Raw genomic sequence first — 18199 nt, 5'->3', positions numbered from 1 at the left:
CCGAAAAGTCTCATAGTTTCGCCTCGTTGTTGGTAAATTATTAAAGATTTTGCTGTAAATACAAAAAAGGCCAAGCAAAGTGCTTGACCTTTTTTGTTGTTTTATCTAAAGAGAACAAGAAATCTTAATTCTCAATTCTTTATTCATTAAACAAACTCTCTGCGTTGTTTTGCTGCCTCTTGTTGTCTTTTCTTTTCGGCTGCTGCTTCGAGTTCTGCTTTGCTACCAACTTGGATGTTTTGGTATTTACGGTTACCCGTTCCTGCTGGAATCAAGTGTCCAACGATTACGTTTTCTTTCAAGCCATCGAGTGTATCACGCTTACCTCTTACAGCAGCTTCTGATAACACTTTCGTTGTCTCTTGGAATGATGCCGCCGACATAAATGATTCTGTACCCAACGATGCAGTAGTGATACCTTGGAGTGTCGGACGTGCTACCGCAGGCATTGCATCACGCACTACCATTTGCGGTAAGTCAGCACGCTTCAAGCGGCTGTTTTCGTCACGCATTTCACGGGCAGTGATAATCTGACCAGGTTTGAACTTGTCAGACGCACCAGCATCCATTACTACTTTTTTGTCAAGAATTTTGTCGTTTCCTGCACGTACTACCCACTTATCAACCATTTGATTGTCAAGGAATAGGGTGTCACCAGAGTCAATCACTTCAACTTTTTGCATCATTTGGCGAACAATTACCTCAATGTGCTTATCAGCGATTTTTACCCCTTGTTGACGATATACGGCTTGTACTTCGTTTACTAAATATTCTTGTACGGCGGTTGGTCCTTTGATACGAAGAATATCGGCTGGAGTAATCGCACCATCAGAAAGTGGGTCACCTGCACGTACGAAGTCACCATCTTGTACTAAGAATAGTTTCGATAGTGGAACCATGTACTTCATTTTCACACCATCTTTTGCTTCAACGTAGATCTCACGATTACCACGTTTGATAGCTCCGTATTGTACGATACCATCGATTTCAGAAACAACTGCTGGATTTGAAGGGTTACGAGCCTCGAATAACTCAGTTACACGTGGCAAACCACCCGTAATATCTCGGTTCATGTTGATTGCACGAGGAATCTTTGCTAAGATTTGACCTGCTTTGATTACCTTGCCGTCTTCAACTGTCAAACGAGCTAATACTGGTAAGTTGTAAGCTTTTCCTTCTTCGCCATTTGCTGAACGAATAACGATAGCTGGGTTTTTCGTACGGTCTTTCGATTCGATGATAACTTTATCACGGAAACCAGTTTGCTCATCGGCTTCTTCTTTATAAGTGATATTCTCTTCGATTGCTTCGTACTCTACCGTACCATCAATTTCTGAAAGGATTACGGCGTTGAATTGATCCCAATGGCAAAGGTCATCACCTTTATTTACTTGTTGGCCATCGGTAACCAATAAAGTAGCACCATAAGGTACGTTATTTACAATAAGTACGTTGTTTGTACCAGTTTCAAGGATACGAATCTCACCACGACGACCTAACACCGTTGTAATTTCGTTGCCATCACGGTCAACTGATTGTACTGTACGTAATTCTTCTAATTGAATAGTACCCGCAAATTTTGCTTTGATGTTTGCTTCAGAAGCAACGTTTTGGGCAGTACCCCCTGTGTGGAACGTACGAAGTGTAAGCTGTGTACCTGGCTCACCGATTGATTGTGAGGCAATTACACCAACTGCTTCACCACCTTCGGCCATGCGGCCAGTTGCAAGGTTACGTCCATAACATTTCGCACAAACACCTGTTTGAGTTTCGCAAGTCAATGCCGAACGAATCTCTACAGTTTCGATAGCAGTTTCGTCGATTTCAGCTGCAATTTCTTCAGTGATTTCTTCGCCTGCTTTTACGATGAGTTTCTTCGTAAGTGGGTCGATTACATCATAAACTGATGTACGGCCTAAGATACGCTCAGAAAGTGGTTCAACGATATCTTCGTTATCTTTCAATGCTGAAACCTGAATACCGCGGAGTGTTCCACAGTCAACTTCATTAACAACTACATCTTGAGCAACATCGTGCAAACGACGAGTTAAGTAACCAGCATCGGCAGTTTTCAAGGCAGTATCGGCCAAACCTTTACGAGCACCGTGCGTAGAGATAAAGTACTCAAGAACGTCGAGACCTTCTTTAAAGTTAGAAAGGATTGGGTTTTCGATGATTTCACCAACCGAACCTTGGATGTTCTTTTGTGGTTTCGCCATCAAACCTCTCATACCACCTAACTGACGTACTTGCTCTTGCGAACCACGAGCTCCCGAGTGCATCATCATATAAATTGGGTTGAAACCAGCTTGGTCTTCTTCCAATTGTTTCAATAGAATCACACGCATCGAACTATTCACGCGGCCCCAAATATCAATGATTTGGTTATAACGTTCACGCTCAGTAATGATACCAAACATGTAGTTGTTTTGTACTTCTTCTACTTCTTTTTTCGCATCTTCAACGAGTTTTGCTTTCTCTTCTGGAACGATGATATTATCTAAACCGATTGACAAACCACCTCTGAAGGCTGTTTGATAACCTAATTCTTTGATATCATCCAAGAATTTCGCTGTACGAGAGTAGCCAGCCTCTTTGAATACACGACCGATTAGCTGTTGAAGCTTTTTCTTAGTCAATAATTCGTCAAGGTAACCTACTTCTTCTGGTACGCATTGGTTAAATAAAATACGTCCAGCTACGGTATCAACGATTTTCCAAACAAGCTCACCTTTTTCGTTTTTCACTTTCACACGGCATTTGATGTGTGCGTGTTTCGAAATAGCACCTTCGTTAAGGGCAATGATTACTTCCTCTGCTGAGTAGAATGTTTGTCCTTCGCCTGGCTCTTTATGAGTAGCGGTTGATTTACGGCCTTTAGTTACGTAGTAAAGACCCAACACCATGTCTTGTGAAGGTACGGTGATTGGAGCTCCGTTGGCAGGGTTCAAGATATTATGAGCCGCCAACATCAAGATGGAAGCTTCCATGATTGCTTCTTGACCAAGTGGTACGTGTACCGCCATCTGGTCACCGTCAAAGTCAGCGTTGAAGGCCGTACAAACGAGCGGGTGCAATTGAATAGCTTTACCTTCTACTAATTTAGGTTGGAATGCCTGAATACCAAGACGGTGGAGCGTAGGGGCACGGTTGAGGAGAACAGGGTGTCCTTTCAATACGTTTTCGAGAATATCCCAAACAACTGCGTCTTTTCTGTCAACGATTTTCTTCGCTGATTTTACGGTCTTAACAATTCCACGCTCAATTAACTTTCTGATAATAAACGGTTTGAATAACTCTGCCGCCATATCTTTTGGTAAACCGCACTCGTGTAGTTTCAATTCTGGACCTACCACGATTACCGAACGACCTGAGTAGTCAACACGTTTTCCAAGTAAGTTCTGACGGAAACGTCCTTGCTTACCTTTCAACATATCAGAAAGAGATTTCAAGGCACGGTTACCTTCCGAACGAACCGCATTTACTTTACGAGAGTTGTCGAACAATGAGTCAACGGCCTCTTGTAACATACGTTTTTCGTTACGTAAGATTACTTCTGGTGCTTTGATTTCCAACAAACGCTTCAAGCGGTTGTTACGGATAATTACACGACGGTAAAGGTCATTCAAATCAGAAGTAGCGAAACGACCACCATCTAATGGCACTAACGGACGCAATTCTGGTGGAATAACTGGTACCATACGGATAACCATCCACTCTGGTTTATTTTCAATACGAGTGTTTGCATCACGTAATGCTTCTACGATTTTCAAACGTTTCAAAGCATCAGCTTTACGTTGTTGTGAAGTATCGGTAGCCGCAGCGTGACGAAGGTCGTATGATAATTGGTCTAAGTCAAGGCGAGAAAGCATCATTTCTAATGCCTCAGCACCCATTTTGGCGATAAATTTATTAGGGTCTTTATCGTCGAGCATTTGGTTATCGCGTGGAAGTTTATCCATGATATCCAAATATTCTTCTTCGGTTAAGAAATCATTCGATGAAACACCATCTTCAGACTTGATACCTGGTTGGATAACTACGTAGCGTTCGTAGTAGATAATTTGGTCGAGTTTCTTCGACGACATGCCGAGCAAATAACCAATTTTATTTGGTAAGCTACGGAAGTACCAGATATGAGCTACCGGAACAACGAGTTCGATGTGACCCATACGCTCGCGACGTACTTTCTTTTCTGTAACTTCCACACCACAACGGTCGCAAATGATACCTTTATAACGGATACGTTTGTATTTACCGCAGTGACATTCCCAGTCTTTCACTGGACCAAAGATACGCTCGCAAAACAAACCGCCCATTTCGGGTTTGTAGGTACGGTAGTTAATCGTCTCAGGTTGTGTAACTTCTCCAAAAGAACTTTCCAAGATTGACTCCGGTGAAGCCAAGCTAATGGTGATACTTTGGAAGTCACTATTTAATTTTTTATTTTTCTTTAAAGACATTTTCAAGTATGAATTGATGTGAAAATGATAAGCTTTTTGCAAGGAGTGCTACACAGTAGCACTCCTTTAATATTTCTTACTGCAAGGTAATCTCTAATGCTAAACCTCTTAACTCATGAACCAATACATTGAATGATTCTGGGATATTTGGTTTTGGTAAGTTTTCACCTTTAACGATTGCTTCGTAAGCTTTGGCACGACCCAATACATCATCAGATTTTACAGTCAAGATTTCTTGTAAGATATGCGATGCACCGAAGGCTTCCAACGCCCAAACCTCCATCTCTCCGAAACGCTGGCCACCAAATTGTGCTTTACCACCCAATGGTTGTTGCGTAATGAGTGAGTATGGCCCGATTGAACGAGCGTGCATTTTATCATCAACCAAGTGACCAAGTTTCATCATATACATGATACCTACGGTTACTTTTTGGTCGAATGGTTCACCGGTCAAACCGTTGTAAAGTTGTGAACGGCCATACGGTGGTAATCCTGCTTCGGCTAATTCGGCTGATACTTCGGCTTCAGTAGCACCATCAAAAATTGGTGTGGCGTACTTACGGCCTAATTTTCTACCTGCAAGACCCAATACAACTTCGTAAAGCTGACCGATGTTCATACGTGAAGGTACCCCAAGTGGGTTCAACACGATATCCATTGGTGTTCCGTCGGCTAAGAATGGCATATCTTCATCACGTACGATACGGGCTACAACCCCTTTGTTACCGTGACGACCCGCCATCTTGTCACCCACTTTCAACTTACGTTTCTTTGCGATATAAACCTTCGCTAATTTCACGATACCTGCTGGTAATTCATCACCAACCTCTAACACGAAACGCTCACGTTTGAATCGACCGATTACTTCGCTACGACGAGCCAAGTAGTTTTTGCAAAGTGCAACGATGAGTTTGTTTAGCTCAAGGTCTTCTGTCCAACCGTCTAAGATTACATCACCCAACAAGTTTACTTCCTCTGGAACATTATATTGGCTTTCGTCAACATAATTGTTTTTATCAGGGAATAAGTTGTTTGTAATGTTCGAACGGTTGAATTTCATGCCTTTAGAGATTAATTCATCTCCAAACTTATGTTTCACACCAACGGTTGTTTTGCCATCAAGCAATTCCGTCATTTTATCAATCATTAATGCACGAAGTTCGAGCAATTGTCTGCCGTGCTTCTTCATTAATGCTTTCAATTCATCTTTGTGTTTCGAACGCTCTTCTTTGCTTGGGCGAGAGAAAAGTTTAGTATCGATAACTACGCCATCCATTGATGGTGGTGCTTTTTTCGATGCATCCTTTACATCACCAGCTTTATCACCGAAGATTGCACGAAGGAGTTTCTCTTCTGGAGTTGGGTCTGATTCTCCTTTTGGAGTAATCTTACCAATCAAAATATCTCCTTCACGAACACGTGTACCTACACGTACGATACCATTTTCGTCGAGGTTCTTCACTGTTTCTTCCGAAACGTTTGGAATCTCAGCTGTTAATTCTTCTTCACCACGTTTCGTATCACGTACTTCAAGTTCGTATTCTTCGATGTGAATAGAAGTAAAGATATCTTCACGTACTACTCTTTCGTTGATTACGATGGCATCCTCGAAGTTATATCCTTGCCAAGGCATGAAGGCAACCAAAAGGTTACGTCCAAGAGCAAGTTCGCCACCTTGAGTAGCATAACCTTCTACTAAGATTTGACCTTTTTTCACTGCTTGACCTTTCAATACAATCGGACGAATATTGATACAAGTATCTTGGTTCGTACGACGGTGCTTGATAAGTTCATAAGTGGTGACGTTGCTATCGAAGCTTACCAACGATTGCTCAGAAGTCCAGTTATAACGAACCTTGATTACGTTTGCATCAACAAAGTCAATTACACCATCTTCTTCGGCTACAACCAATGTACGAGAATCGCGTGCAACACGGCCTTCAAGACCAGTACCTACGATTGGAGCTTCTGGACGCAACAATGGCACAGCCTGACGTTGCATGTTCGAGCCCATCAAGGCACGGTTGGCGTCATCGTGCTCGATAAATGGAATCATTGAAGCCGCTACCGATACAATCTGATTTGAGGCAATATCCATGTAGTCGATTGAATCAGGAGTCTTCATTGGGAAGTCACCTTCATAACGACACTTCAATGTATCAACCAAGAAGTTTCCTTCAGCATCTACGTCGGCAGTTGCCATCGCGATGTTCTTTCCATCTTCTTCTTCGGCTGTTAAATAAATTAATTCTTTTGTAAGTTTACCGTTTTCGATTTTCACATAAGGCGTTTCGATAAAGCCCATGCTATTAATCTTTGCATACGTACAAAGCGATGAAATCAAACCGATATTTGGACCTTCAGGAGTTTCAATGGTACACAAACGACCGTAGTGCGTATAGTGAACGTCACGAACCTCGAAACCTGCACGCTCACGGCTCAAACCACCAGGCCCTAATGCCGACATACGACGCTTGTGCGTAATTTCGGCCAATGGGTTGGTTTGGTCCATAAACTGTGAAAGCTGGTTGGTACCAAAGAAAGAGTTGATAACTGATGAAAGCGTACGTGCATTAATCAAATCAACTGGTTTGAAATCTTCGTTATCGCGAACGTTCATACGTTCTTTGATAGTACGGGCCATACGAGCCAAACCTACACCAAATTGAGCGTAAAGTTGTTCGCCTACCGTACGTACACGACGATTCGATAAGTGGTCAATATCATCGACAACCGCTTTAGAGTTAATCAAACTGATTAAGAACTTCACGATTTCAACGATATCTTGTGTTGTCAATACACCTGTTTCGAGTGGAGTTGTAAGGTTGAGTTTCGTGTTTACACGGTAGCGACCTACTTCACCCAAATCATAGCGTTTGTCAGAGAAGAATAAGCCTTGAATAATTTCGCGGGCTGTAGCTTCATCTGGAGCTTCGGTATTACGTAACTGACGGTAGATTTGCTCAACGGCCTCTTTTTCAGAGTTTGAGCTATCGCGTTGTAACGTATTATAGATAATGTTAAATTCTGATACGTTGGCATCTTCACGGTGCAAAATGATTGATTTTTGCTCAGTGTTTAAGATGGTGTCAATGTCATCATCCGAGATGATAGAGTCACGCTCTAAGATTACCTCATTACGGTCGATAGAAACTACCTCACCAGTATCTTCATCTACGAAGTCTTCTGTCCATGTACGTAAAACACGAGCAGCTAAACGACGACCGATTGCTTTTTTCAAAGCGTCGCGTGTTCCCGGAATTTCTTCCGAAAGACCAAATAGGTTAAGGATATCTTTATCAGAACCAAAACCAATGGCACGAAGCAAAGTTGTTACTGGGAATTTTTTCTTACGGTCGATGTAAGCATACATCACGTTGTTTACGTCAGTCGAGAACTCAATCCACGAACCTTTCATCGGGATTACACGAGCTGAGTAAAGTTTTGTTCCGTTAGTGTGCTTGCTCATTGAGAAGAACACACCCGGTGAACGGTGAAGTTGTGATACAATTACACGTTCGGCACCATTGATGATGAACGAGCCACGACCATTCATGTAAGGAATATTGCCCAAGAATACTTCTTGCTCGATTGTCTCGAAGTCTTCATTGTCGGCATCATTACACACTAAACGTAATTTTGCCTTCAAAGGCACCGCGTAAGTAAGACCACGGTCGATACACTCATCTACCGAATATTTCGGTGGGTCAATGGTGTAATCAACGAACTCTAACACGTAGTTCTCGCGTGAGTCGGCGATTGGGAAGTTTTCTGCGAAAACATTGTAAAGACCTTCTTTCTTACGATTTTCAGCAGGTGTATCAATCTGGAAAAAATCCTGAAATGATTTTACCTGAATATCCAAGAAATCTGGATACTCGATAAGAGGCTTTACCGTTGCGAAACTTTTTCTACCGGTTTCTGTCAGATTCAAGGTTTGAAAAGTTTTAAGTGATATAAAATTTTTAAACTTTTTGTCTATAGCACAAAATATTCCAAAACGTTCTTGCGAGCGTCATAAAATATTGATAATTAGCTGCTAAAGACATTTTTATGCCGTAGTGAAGCGAATGATTATCCCTGTGCGGTTATCCTACGAAAATAGCCGTGTATCGGATAAAAATTCTACTAATGAAAAGCGAAATTATATTAGGTATCCCTAAATAGGGTGCGAAATTATGAATAAATACTAAGTAATGCAAAGAAAAACTATTTTTTTTCTTAAAAAGCACAAGTTTTCTGATGGAAAAAGAAAAATATTGAAATTAGGTATAGGTTTGAAACATTTCTAAAAAAAACGTCCTAAATTCGATAATTATACCCAATTTTAGACTTCTTTTCGATTTTACTAGGTTTGAAGTTTATTTCATTGAAAAACAGAAGAAGTTGAAAAATAGTATGATTTTTGCTAAATTTATTATTGCTTACAATTCTCTCCATTTTAAGATATTAATTGATTCATGAGCGAGGCTCTACAATATTTATCTTTTGCCATTCTTGTAGCCATAGCCTTAATATCGGTTTTTTCTCTGATGGAAAATTCCTATATTAAGTATCGGCATATCTACATCAATAATGTAGAAGATTTGACTACGCATTATTACCGATATGTACTGTATTTTTTGGGTGTAGGGATTTTTGCACCTTTTAGTGAACTCTATATTGAGCTATTCAGTGTAAGAAAGGAAAGTGAGCTTTTTTATAATATTCTTGTAGGATTATTTTGTTTCGGGTTAGCCTTTCTTAGCCGTTACTCCTCATTTATTCGCGATAATTTACACCGTTTTTTTGCAGGTTTTTTTGTTGTTTATAATTCGCTGATTGTATATAAAATCGCGACAACTGAGCAAATGGAATATCTAACATTAGCAGAGTTCACATTTGTTAATATGATTTCTTATTATGTTTTCTATAATTTCAAATACTTCTATGTATATCTGTTTTCGATTGTTGCAGCTTTATTAATGCTAGATATTAGAGGTATTATCTCTACCCGCGATTTCATCATCTATTTCAATAGCTCATTTATTGCCTTTATCATTAACTATGTGATTCACTACATAGATTTGAGTATCAAAGAAAACTTGTTCTTTGCCTATAATTTTGTTAATAAAGGTAATTTACTAATCATCGGGGTCAACCGTGAAGGCGTAGTTACTTTCGTGAGTAAGAATATTGAAGAAAAATTAGGCTATAATACCAATGAATTGATTGGAAAAACTTGGGCGACTGAGGTCGTCAATTTAATTGGTGTTGAGGAAAAGGATGATAGTAAAATTAAGCGAATTAAAGTAAAAAATGGTGCATATAAATTTTTAGACTGGCATGAAGAGGTATTTAATAATGATTTAAACCTGAAAATCGGGCGGGATATTACCGAAATTAAGAATACAGAAACCCAGCTTACTATTAGTAACGGGCGTTTAAATAACTTATTATCAAACATTGGTGATTTAGTATTCGTCTTAAATCTTGACTATGTTTTTACGGAATATTATCAGAATGAGAGCAACGAAGATCTATTTTTAAAACCGGCTAATTTTCTTGGTAAAAAATTTGATGAAATAGGCTTTCCAGCTGATGCATTTGAAGCCATTAAAAATGCTATTTATCAAACTGTTCATACAAATAAAAAATCAAGTGTAGAATATAGCTTAAACACAATCGGTGGCAAACAATGGTTTAATGTAGTCATTTCACCCTTAGCCGATGAAGAAGGGAAGCTATCGGAGATAATCTGTATCGCAAGAAATATTACTGAAAGGAAGAGGGCTGAAATTGAACTTAAAAGAACCAAAGAGGGCCTTGAACAAACCAGCTATATTGCTCAAGTAGGAGGATGGGAGTTAAACCTTCAAACATCCGAACTTTACTGGTCTGATAGCACCAAAGCCATACACGAAGTCCCCCTTGATTACACTCCCTCTGTAGAAAAAGCTATCATGTTCTACCGTGAAGATGATGGTAGCCGTGGTATAATTAAAGAATGTGTTGAACGAGTAATTAATGAGGGTGGGTCTTATGATGTTGAATTACCGATAATAACCGCAAACGGTAATGAGATTTGGGTAAAAACTATCGGCCATGCTGAATTCGAACATGGTGTTTGTAAGCGTATTTACGGTGCTATACAAGACATTACAAAGCAAGTAAAGGCTAAAAATGCACTGATTCAAAGTGAGGAAAAGTTTCGTTATATCAGCGAGAATATCTCGGATGTGGTTATTGTATTCGAGAATAATAAAGTGTCCTATATATCTCCTTCCCATGAAAAACAATTTGGCTATACTATTGAAGAGGCCATAAGTATTGCCGAGAGAAATATCTACGATTTTGTGCACCCAGATGACCATGACTTTCTGAAAAATCTGTACCAAGATGCCATTCAAAATCAAGTTTCTAATCTAAATTATGTCATACGTTTCTTGCATCGCAATGGTACCTATATATGGAGAGAAGAGTCTGTAACACTCATTTATGATGCTAAAGGCAATTTGAGCATGCGTCTTATCACGGCTAAAGATGTAAGTGAACGTCGAAATGCTGAAATTAGAAATCAATTACGCCAAGAAAGGGTTTTACTTCAAAACCAAATCTTAGTTAGGCTTTCAAAAACACCATTAGTTGAAGAAGGCGATTTTTGGAATGATGGATTGCAGAAAATTGTTGAAGCCGCAGTTGAAGGAACAGATGTCGAAAGAGTTAGTATGTGGCGTTTTGATGAAAATCAACTTTCATGTATTGACTTATACATTCAATCAAGGCACATATCAACGAATACAAATGTATTGTATGAAAAAGATTTTCCTAAGTATTTCGAAGCTATTAAAAACCAAGTAGCAATTGTAGCTGAAGATGCACATACAAACAAATATACAAATGAGCTTACCGAAGCTTATTTAAAGCCGCATAACATACAATCACTACTTGATTTGCCGATTTATGCTGGCGGTGAATTAATTGGTGTGATTTGTTGGGAGCAAATGTACCAATCAAGACAATGGTCAGACGAAGATATCACCTTTGCTCGTGCAATAGTTGATGTTATTTCTTTAAGTGTTGAAGCTGATAAACGTTTTAAAGCAGAAAAAGAACTTAAACGCACAAAGGAACTTTTAGAGCAAACAAGTATAATAGCTAAAGTAGGAGGTTGGGAAATAGATGTTGAAACGCAAAGTATATTCTTCTCTGATATTAATAAAGTAACCCTTGAAGCACCTACATCTTTTAACATAGATATTGCTGAATCTCTGAAATTCTTTAAAGAAGGAGAAAGCCGCAGTAAGATAAGTGAAGCTATTAATTTATGCTTTAAAAAAGGAATTTCGTTTGATATAGAGGTTCAAATCATTACGCTAAAAGGTAATGAACGTTGGGTGAGAGCAATGGGCCAAGCTGAATATCAAAATGGTCGATGCCGAAGACTCTACGGAACTTTCCAAGATATAGATGAGCAAGTAAAATTAGTTCAAATAATTACAAATAAAGAACTTCAATATCGTACCCTTATTTCCAATATCTCAAGTGTTACTTTTAGATGCCTAAATGATGATTCATGGACGATGATTTTCATCAGTGATGCCATCGAACAACTCACAGGGTACCCAGCAGATGATTTTATTTTGAATAATAAGCGTTGTTATGCAGACCTAGTTCATCCAGATGATAGAGATTTTGTCAATGTTCATTCTAACGAAACCAATAGAGAATATACTATTGAATACAGGATTTTGAATAAAAATAATGAAGTTGTTTGGGTTAATGAGAAGGGTAGAAGTTATTATGATGAAATAGAAAAGAGAATCTTATTAGATGGCATTATTTCTAACATAACCGAGCGTAAACATGCTGAAATTGCACTTGTAAAAAGTTATGAAGAGCTGCAACAAACTCAGACCCAACTTTTGGCAATTCAGGTAGAACAAGAAAAGTTTGTGAACTTAGTGAAATACTCAGGAGCATTCATCGGGATGTCTGATTTGAAAGGTAATCTGATATTTCTAAATGAAAAAGCTAAGCAAATATCCGGGCTAGGTGAAAACTTTGAGAATGTCAACGTGCAAAGATTACATACTGAGGCAGGTGGACACTGGCTCAAAGAAGTCATTTTGCCAGAAGTAGTAAAAAATGGGGTGTGGCATGGCGAACACGATTTGATAAATGCCAAAACTAAAGAAGTAAGATATACTGATGCCACTACATTTTTGGTTCGTGACCCTATTATGAAAAAAGCTATCGCTTTTGCTAGTATTCAGATTGATATCACAGAACGAAAAGAGGCAGAGGCTAAGCTCCGAGAAAATCAGCGACAACTCGAAAGTCGAAGTCAGATTTTGGCAGCTATTGCGAAAATGACAGAAAAGTTATTGGTAAGTCAGAATATAGAAGAAACGCTCAATGAAACCTTTTATTTAATTGGAGAATCTACAAACGTTGACCGCGTATTTTTCTTTGAAAATGATCTAGCCCATAATCGGATTACGCAAAAGGTCGAGTGGGTTCGAGCAGGTATTTCTTCACAATTAAATAACCCAGAAACACACGATTTACCCTTCTCTGATTTAAAAACCTATGCCGATGTTTTGCTTCAGAATAAAGCATTTCATAAGCGTTTAAGTCAGCTTGATAACCCAGAAATTATTAGAAGATGGCATGTACAAAATATTAAGTCGATTCTCTTACTTCCAGTTTTCATTAAAGATAAGTTTCATGGGTTTATTGGTTTTGATGATTGTACACAGGAACGAATTTGGTCAGAAGATAAAATCAATATTTTAATTTCGCTTTCAACTAATATAGCCAATGCCATTGAACGTATCAATAATGAGGCTATTATCAGAGAAAGTGAGGGCAATTTCCGTCAGCTCAACGAAACGCTAGAAGATGTTTTTTTATTGTTTGATGTAGTAAAACAAAGGTATATTTACGTAAGTCCATCCTGTAAAGAGGTACTCGGGCCACCTCAATCGTATTTCTATGAGGGAGGGAGGTTTGTGGATGACTATTTAATGGAAGAAGATAAAAATATAAATGCCATCATTGGAGAACAAATCACGAATTCTAACGCCTCAGAGGTAGAATATCGTATTAAAGCTGCTGATGGTGGAGTAAAGTGGATTTATCAGAAATCATTTGGTATCAGAAATGAACGAGGTGAGCTCATACGTATATCTGGTATTTGTACGGATATTACCGAACAAAAACTCATTCAAGGCCAGCTAAAAGAGCTTTCACTAGTAGCAGAAAAAATTACGAATGGGGTGATAATTGTAGATAATAAAGGAGATACCATTTGGGCTAACCAGAGTTTCTTAGAAATGATGGAAATCAAAGCTGATGAATTATTCGGTCGAAATCCAATAGAATTATTTAAACCAAAAGTAGCTGATAGTATTGATGGTAAAGAACTGCTTGGGACTAATTTCAATATAGAATCTGAAGTAGAAACTTTCAAAAATAATAAAAAGTGGGTAGAAATTATCAATACGGTTATCAAAGACGATGAAGGAAAGATCGTTCAAGAAATTGGAGTTGTAATTGATATTTCACAGCGTAAAGAAGCTGAGAATTTATTAAAGGAAAGTGAAGAGAAGTTTAGATTTATAGCCGAAAATACTTCCGATGGAATTTTTGTAATTGAAAACGGAGAAATTATTTATACTTCCCCTTCATTCCAGAAAATGTTTGGTTATACATTCGAGGAAAGTGCTGAGTATAGTAAGGGAGATTTGATGAATTTTGTTCACCCTGATGATATTAAAGTTCTGACAAATTCGATGCAGCATGCTATCAGAAATAAAGTTGAAACTTTCAATATGGAATATCGTACCCTGCACAAAGATGGGCACTATGTGTGGCGAGAAGATACAATGACCGCAATTTATCAAGGTGATAATGTTTATAGATTTATTAGTGTTGTACGAGATATTACAGAACGTAAAAAAGCGGAAGAACGCCTTCGGGAAAGTGAAAGAAAGTTGAGTAGCGTACTAAATGCACTCGATGAAGTTGTTTGGGCTATCAGTGTACCAGATTATAAACTTTTATTGGTTAGTAATTCTTTTGAAAAAGTTTATGGTTATTCTGCCAGAGAGTGGAGGCTCAACTTTAATCTTTGGAAAGAAGCTATCTTTGAAGAAGATAGGGAAATAGGAGAAAAAATAGAAATCGATGTGTTATCTACAGGTGTTGGTTATGGTATTTATAGAATCAGAGATGCATTCGGGGGACTGAAATGGTTAGAAAATGCCACAAAGATGATTAAAAATGAGGCTGACGAACCCCTGATGATTATGGGTATTACTACCGATATTACTGAAAAAAAATTAGCTGAAGAGGCTCTCCGAAAAGCTCAGGAGTCGGCCGAGGAAGCAAATCGTGCTAGGGCAGAACTCGAACTACGTGCTTTACAAATGCAAATGAATCCTCATTTCATATTCAATGCACTCAATTCGATTCAAAGCTATGTCATGAGCCAAGATACACTCACCGCCAATTTGTATTTATCGAAGTTTTCAACTCTTATTCGTCTATTCCTTGATTCTTCAAGAAGTAAGTTTATTCCTTTGGCAGAAGAAATTAGGCTACTCACACTCTACATTGAACTTGAAAAAATTAGATTTGAAAATAAATTTGATTTTGAAATAAATGTTGAGCCAGATGTGAGCCGTTATATAGAGATTCCTACGATGATATTGCAACCTTTCATTGAAAATGCTATCAATCACGGCCTTAATTATAAAGCCACTAAAGGTTTATTATCTGTGAAATTTTATAAAGATAAAGGATACCTCATCTGTAAAGTTGAAGATAATGGCGTTGGACGAAAAAATGCGGCAAAAATTCAGGCAAAATCAAGTAAAGGGTATAAATCACAAGGTATGAAAATTACAACCGAACGACTCATTACTTATAACAAAATTAATAACGCTAATATCGTATTTTCAATAAATGATAAAATCGAAAGTCCTGCAAACTCGAATGATGAAGTCGGAACTGTAATCGAAATCAGATTTCCTTATAATTAATCTTCTTGGCTTTTGAAACAAACAAGAATTATCACTTGTTGATAATTCTACACGCATAATTCTCAAATCTTAATTATGCGTTGACCTTTTTTGCTTAATTTTGCAGAAAATTCCAAATTTTGATGATTAGCAGTCAAAATTGTTAATCATTCAGTATTAATCATTTAGCATAAACCAAATGGCACTGAGCGAACAAGAGATACTACGCCGTCAGAAAAGACAAGACCTAATGGCCATGGGCATTGACCCATATCCTGCCGAATTATTTGAGGTAAATGTAACGGCCGCTGATATTGAAAAGAACTACGAAAATAACAAACTAGACTATAAGAATGTATCCATTGCGGGCCGCTTGATGTCGTTTCGTATTATGGGTAGTGCCTCTTTTGCTGAATTACAAGATTCAACTGGCCGTATCCAATTATATTTCCGTCGTGATGACCTTTGCCCAGACGAAGATAAAACTCTTTACAACACAGTTTTCAAGAAATTGCTAGATATTGGCGATATTATTGGTGTAAAAGGCTATGTTTTCACTACACAAACTGGTGAAACTTCGATACACGTAACTGAATTTAAGATTCTGAATAAATCGCTTCGCCCACTGCCAGTAGTGAAAGAAGTAGATGGAAAAATATTCGATGCTTTCTCTGACCCAGAGCAACGCTACCGCCAACGCTACGTTGACCTAATCGTCAACCCGCATGTGAAAGATGTTTTTGTGAAAAGAGCAAAAATCATCAGCACCATGCGTAGAATGTTTGATGAAAAAGGTTGGTTAGAAGTAGAAACCCCAATCTTGCAGCCGATTCATGGTGGAGCGGCGGCACGCCCATTTGCTACGCACCACAATACGCTCGATATGCCTTTATATATGCGTATTGCCAACGAATTATACCTAAAACGACTCATTGTGGGTGGTTTTGATGGTGTTTATGAGTTCGGAAAAATGTTCCGTAATGAAGGAATGGACCGTACGCATAACCCAGAATTTACTTCGCTCGAATTCTACGTAGCTTATAAAGATTACGAGTGGATGATGGGTATTACTGAAGAAATCTTCGAAAAAGTTGCAATGGCCGTACATGGTTCAACGACTTTCAAATTGGGTGAAAATGAATTGAATTTTGCTGGTCCGTTTGCTCGTTTGAGTATTCTAGAAGCCATTGAAAAATATACAGGTGTAAACTTAGCCTATTTGAGCGAAGAAGAAACCCGTGCATACTGCCGCCAATGGGGAATGGAGATTGATGATACGATGGGTAAAGCAAAATTGATTGATGAAATTTTTGGCGAAAAGGTAGAAGCAAATCTTATTCAGCCGACGTTTATCATTGATTACCCAGTTGAGATGTCGCCACTAACGAAGAAACACCGCTCAAAACCAGGTTTGGTTGAGCGTTTTGAATTATTTGTGAATGGAAAAGAAGTAGCCAATGCCTATTCGGAGCTAAACGACCCAATCGACCAACGTGAGCGTTTTGAAGAACAACTCAAATTGGCTGAGCGTGGCGACGAAGAAGCCATGGCAATGGATGAAGATTTCATTCGCTCGCTTGAATACGGTATGCCTCCAACCGCAGGTATCGGTATTGGTATCGACCGCCTAACGATGATGCTTACCGATAATTCGAGTATTCAAGAGGTGCTTTTCTTTCCTCAAATGCGACCAGAGAAAAAACAAGAGCTTTCGCAAGAAGCTGATTACGAGGCAATTGGAGTTCCAAAAGTATGGGTTCCTGCACTTCAAAAAATGGGCTTCGTGATGGTTGAACAACTCAAAGGTGCTAATGCCAACAAAATCTTTAATGATTTAGGAGGGATGAGAAAGAAACTCAAAATCGACGAAAAAATGCCGAGCAAAGAAGAAGTTGAGGCTTGGGTGAAGTAAAATAAAAATTTATAGGAACGTCCAATCTGGACGTTCCTATAAAAACTATTAATCAAACCCCACCCATACTCCCCTCACTTTCAATAACTTAATAAATATTTTACACCTATATTGACAGAAAAACTAAAAACTTTTAATTATCTTGCCTTACAAATATAAAACCGCTAATCTTTAAATGTTTTTATGAGCAGGAAAGTGTTAGTTTTAAATGCTGATTATAGTGCATTAAGTATTTGTACAGTACCAAAAGCTTTTTTATTGGTGTATCTCGATAAAGCCGAGTTAGTTTCCGATTCTCCTAAAGGTATGCTCCGCACCGTTGATAAAAGTTATCCACTCCCCTCGGTAATTAGACTCAATCACTACGTAAGTTTACCATTTAAGGGCGTAATGCTCAGTAGGCAAAATGTTTTTAGGCGTGATGGCAACAAATGTGTTTATTGCGGAAGCCACGAAGACCTCACCCTCGACCACGTAGTGCCTAAATCAAGAGGCGGAAAAACCAACTGGGATAACCTTGTAGCCGCCTGCCGTCGCTGTAACTCTCGTAAAGGCGACCTTACCCCCGAAGAAGCGGGACTCTCTCTCCCTCGCAAACCTTACAAACCATCTTTCATCATGTTTCTCCGAGATTTTGCTGGCTCAATAGAAGAGAACTGGCTGCCATTCTTGGGTACGAAAGAACGTGCGTAAAGTTTAAAACCTAATGCTTATTCTCTCAACAGAGCTTCCATAGAGCTTTGTAAAATAATGTTTTGTCTCTTTCTTCTGATTTTGTTTATTTCTTTTTTTACTTTCTACCATAAAACTATTTACTT

The 18199-nt window shown here is 38.7% G+C and carries 5 protein-coding genes; 3 read left to right on the top strand and 2 right to left on the bottom strand.

What is annotated here, in order from left to right; translation table 11 throughout:
• Positions 1–146: 146 nt before the first annotated feature.
• Both rpoC and rpoB read right to left on the bottom strand, forming a co-directional pair.
• Positions 147–4463, bottom strand: a complete 4317-nt coding sequence (gene rpoC / locus EMTOL_RS05475; protein WP_015028278.1) for a DNA-directed RNA polymerase subunit beta' — start codon at positions 4461–4463, stop codon at positions 147–149.
• A 76-nt stretch (positions 4464–4539) separates the two neighbouring features.
• Entirely contained in the window at positions 4540–8397 is a 3858-nt protein-coding gene (gene rpoB, locus EMTOL_RS05470; protein WP_015028277.1) for a DNA-directed RNA polymerase subunit beta, read from the bottom strand.
• A 526-nt stretch (positions 8398–8923) separates the two neighbouring features.
• Between rpoB and EMTOL_RS05465 the strand changes: the two genes are divergently transcribed.
• The 3 genes from EMTOL_RS05465 to EMTOL_RS05455 all read left to right on the top strand — a co-directional run bounded on the left by EMTOL_RS05465 (position 8924) and on the right by EMTOL_RS05455 (position 18074).
• Positions 8924–15490 (top strand): PAS domain S-box protein, encoded by a 6567-nt coding sequence (locus EMTOL_RS05465; RefSeq protein WP_015028276.1) that lies wholly within the window; start codon positions 8924–8926, stop codon positions 15488–15490.
• Positions 15491–15668: 178 nt separating this feature from the next.
• The gene (gene lysS, locus EMTOL_RS05460; RefSeq protein WP_015028275.1) at positions 15669–17381 is read left to right on the top strand and encodes a lysine--tRNA ligase; all 1713 of its coding nucleotides are present in this window, start codon (positions 15669–15671) and stop codon (positions 17379–17381) included.
• A gap of 183 nt (positions 17382–17564) precedes the next feature.
• Complete coding sequence (locus EMTOL_RS05455) at positions 17565–18074, top strand: HNH endonuclease (RefSeq protein WP_015028274.1); 510 nt, start codon at positions 17565–17567, stop codon at positions 18072–18074.
• The last annotated feature ends 125 nt before the right edge of the window (positions 18075–18199 follow it).

The organism is Emticicia oligotrophica DSM 17448 (genome assembly GCF_000263195.1).
GTDB lineage: Bacteria > Bacteroidota > Bacteroidia > Cytophagales > Spirosomataceae > Emticicia > Emticicia oligotrophica.
This window is presented reverse-complemented; position numbering and strand designations above follow the sequence as displayed.

Excerpts from the sequence above, each read along its gene's own strand:
- lysS (WP_015028275.1), top strand. The coding sequence starts at position 15,669 with ATGGCACTGAGCGAACAAGAGATACTACGCCGTCAGAAAAGACAAGAC.
- EMTOL_RS05465 (WP_015028276.1), top strand. The coding sequence starts at position 8,924 with ATGAGCGAGGCTCTACAATATTTATCTTTTGCCATTCTTGTAGCCATA.
- rpoC (WP_015028278.1), bottom strand. The coding sequence starts at position 4,463 with ATGTCTTTAAAGAAAAATAAAAAATTAAATAGTGACTTCCAAAGTATC.
- EMTOL_RS05455 (WP_015028274.1), top strand. The coding sequence starts at position 17,565 with ATGAGCAGGAAAGTGTTAGTTTTAAATGCTGATTATAGTGCATTAAGT.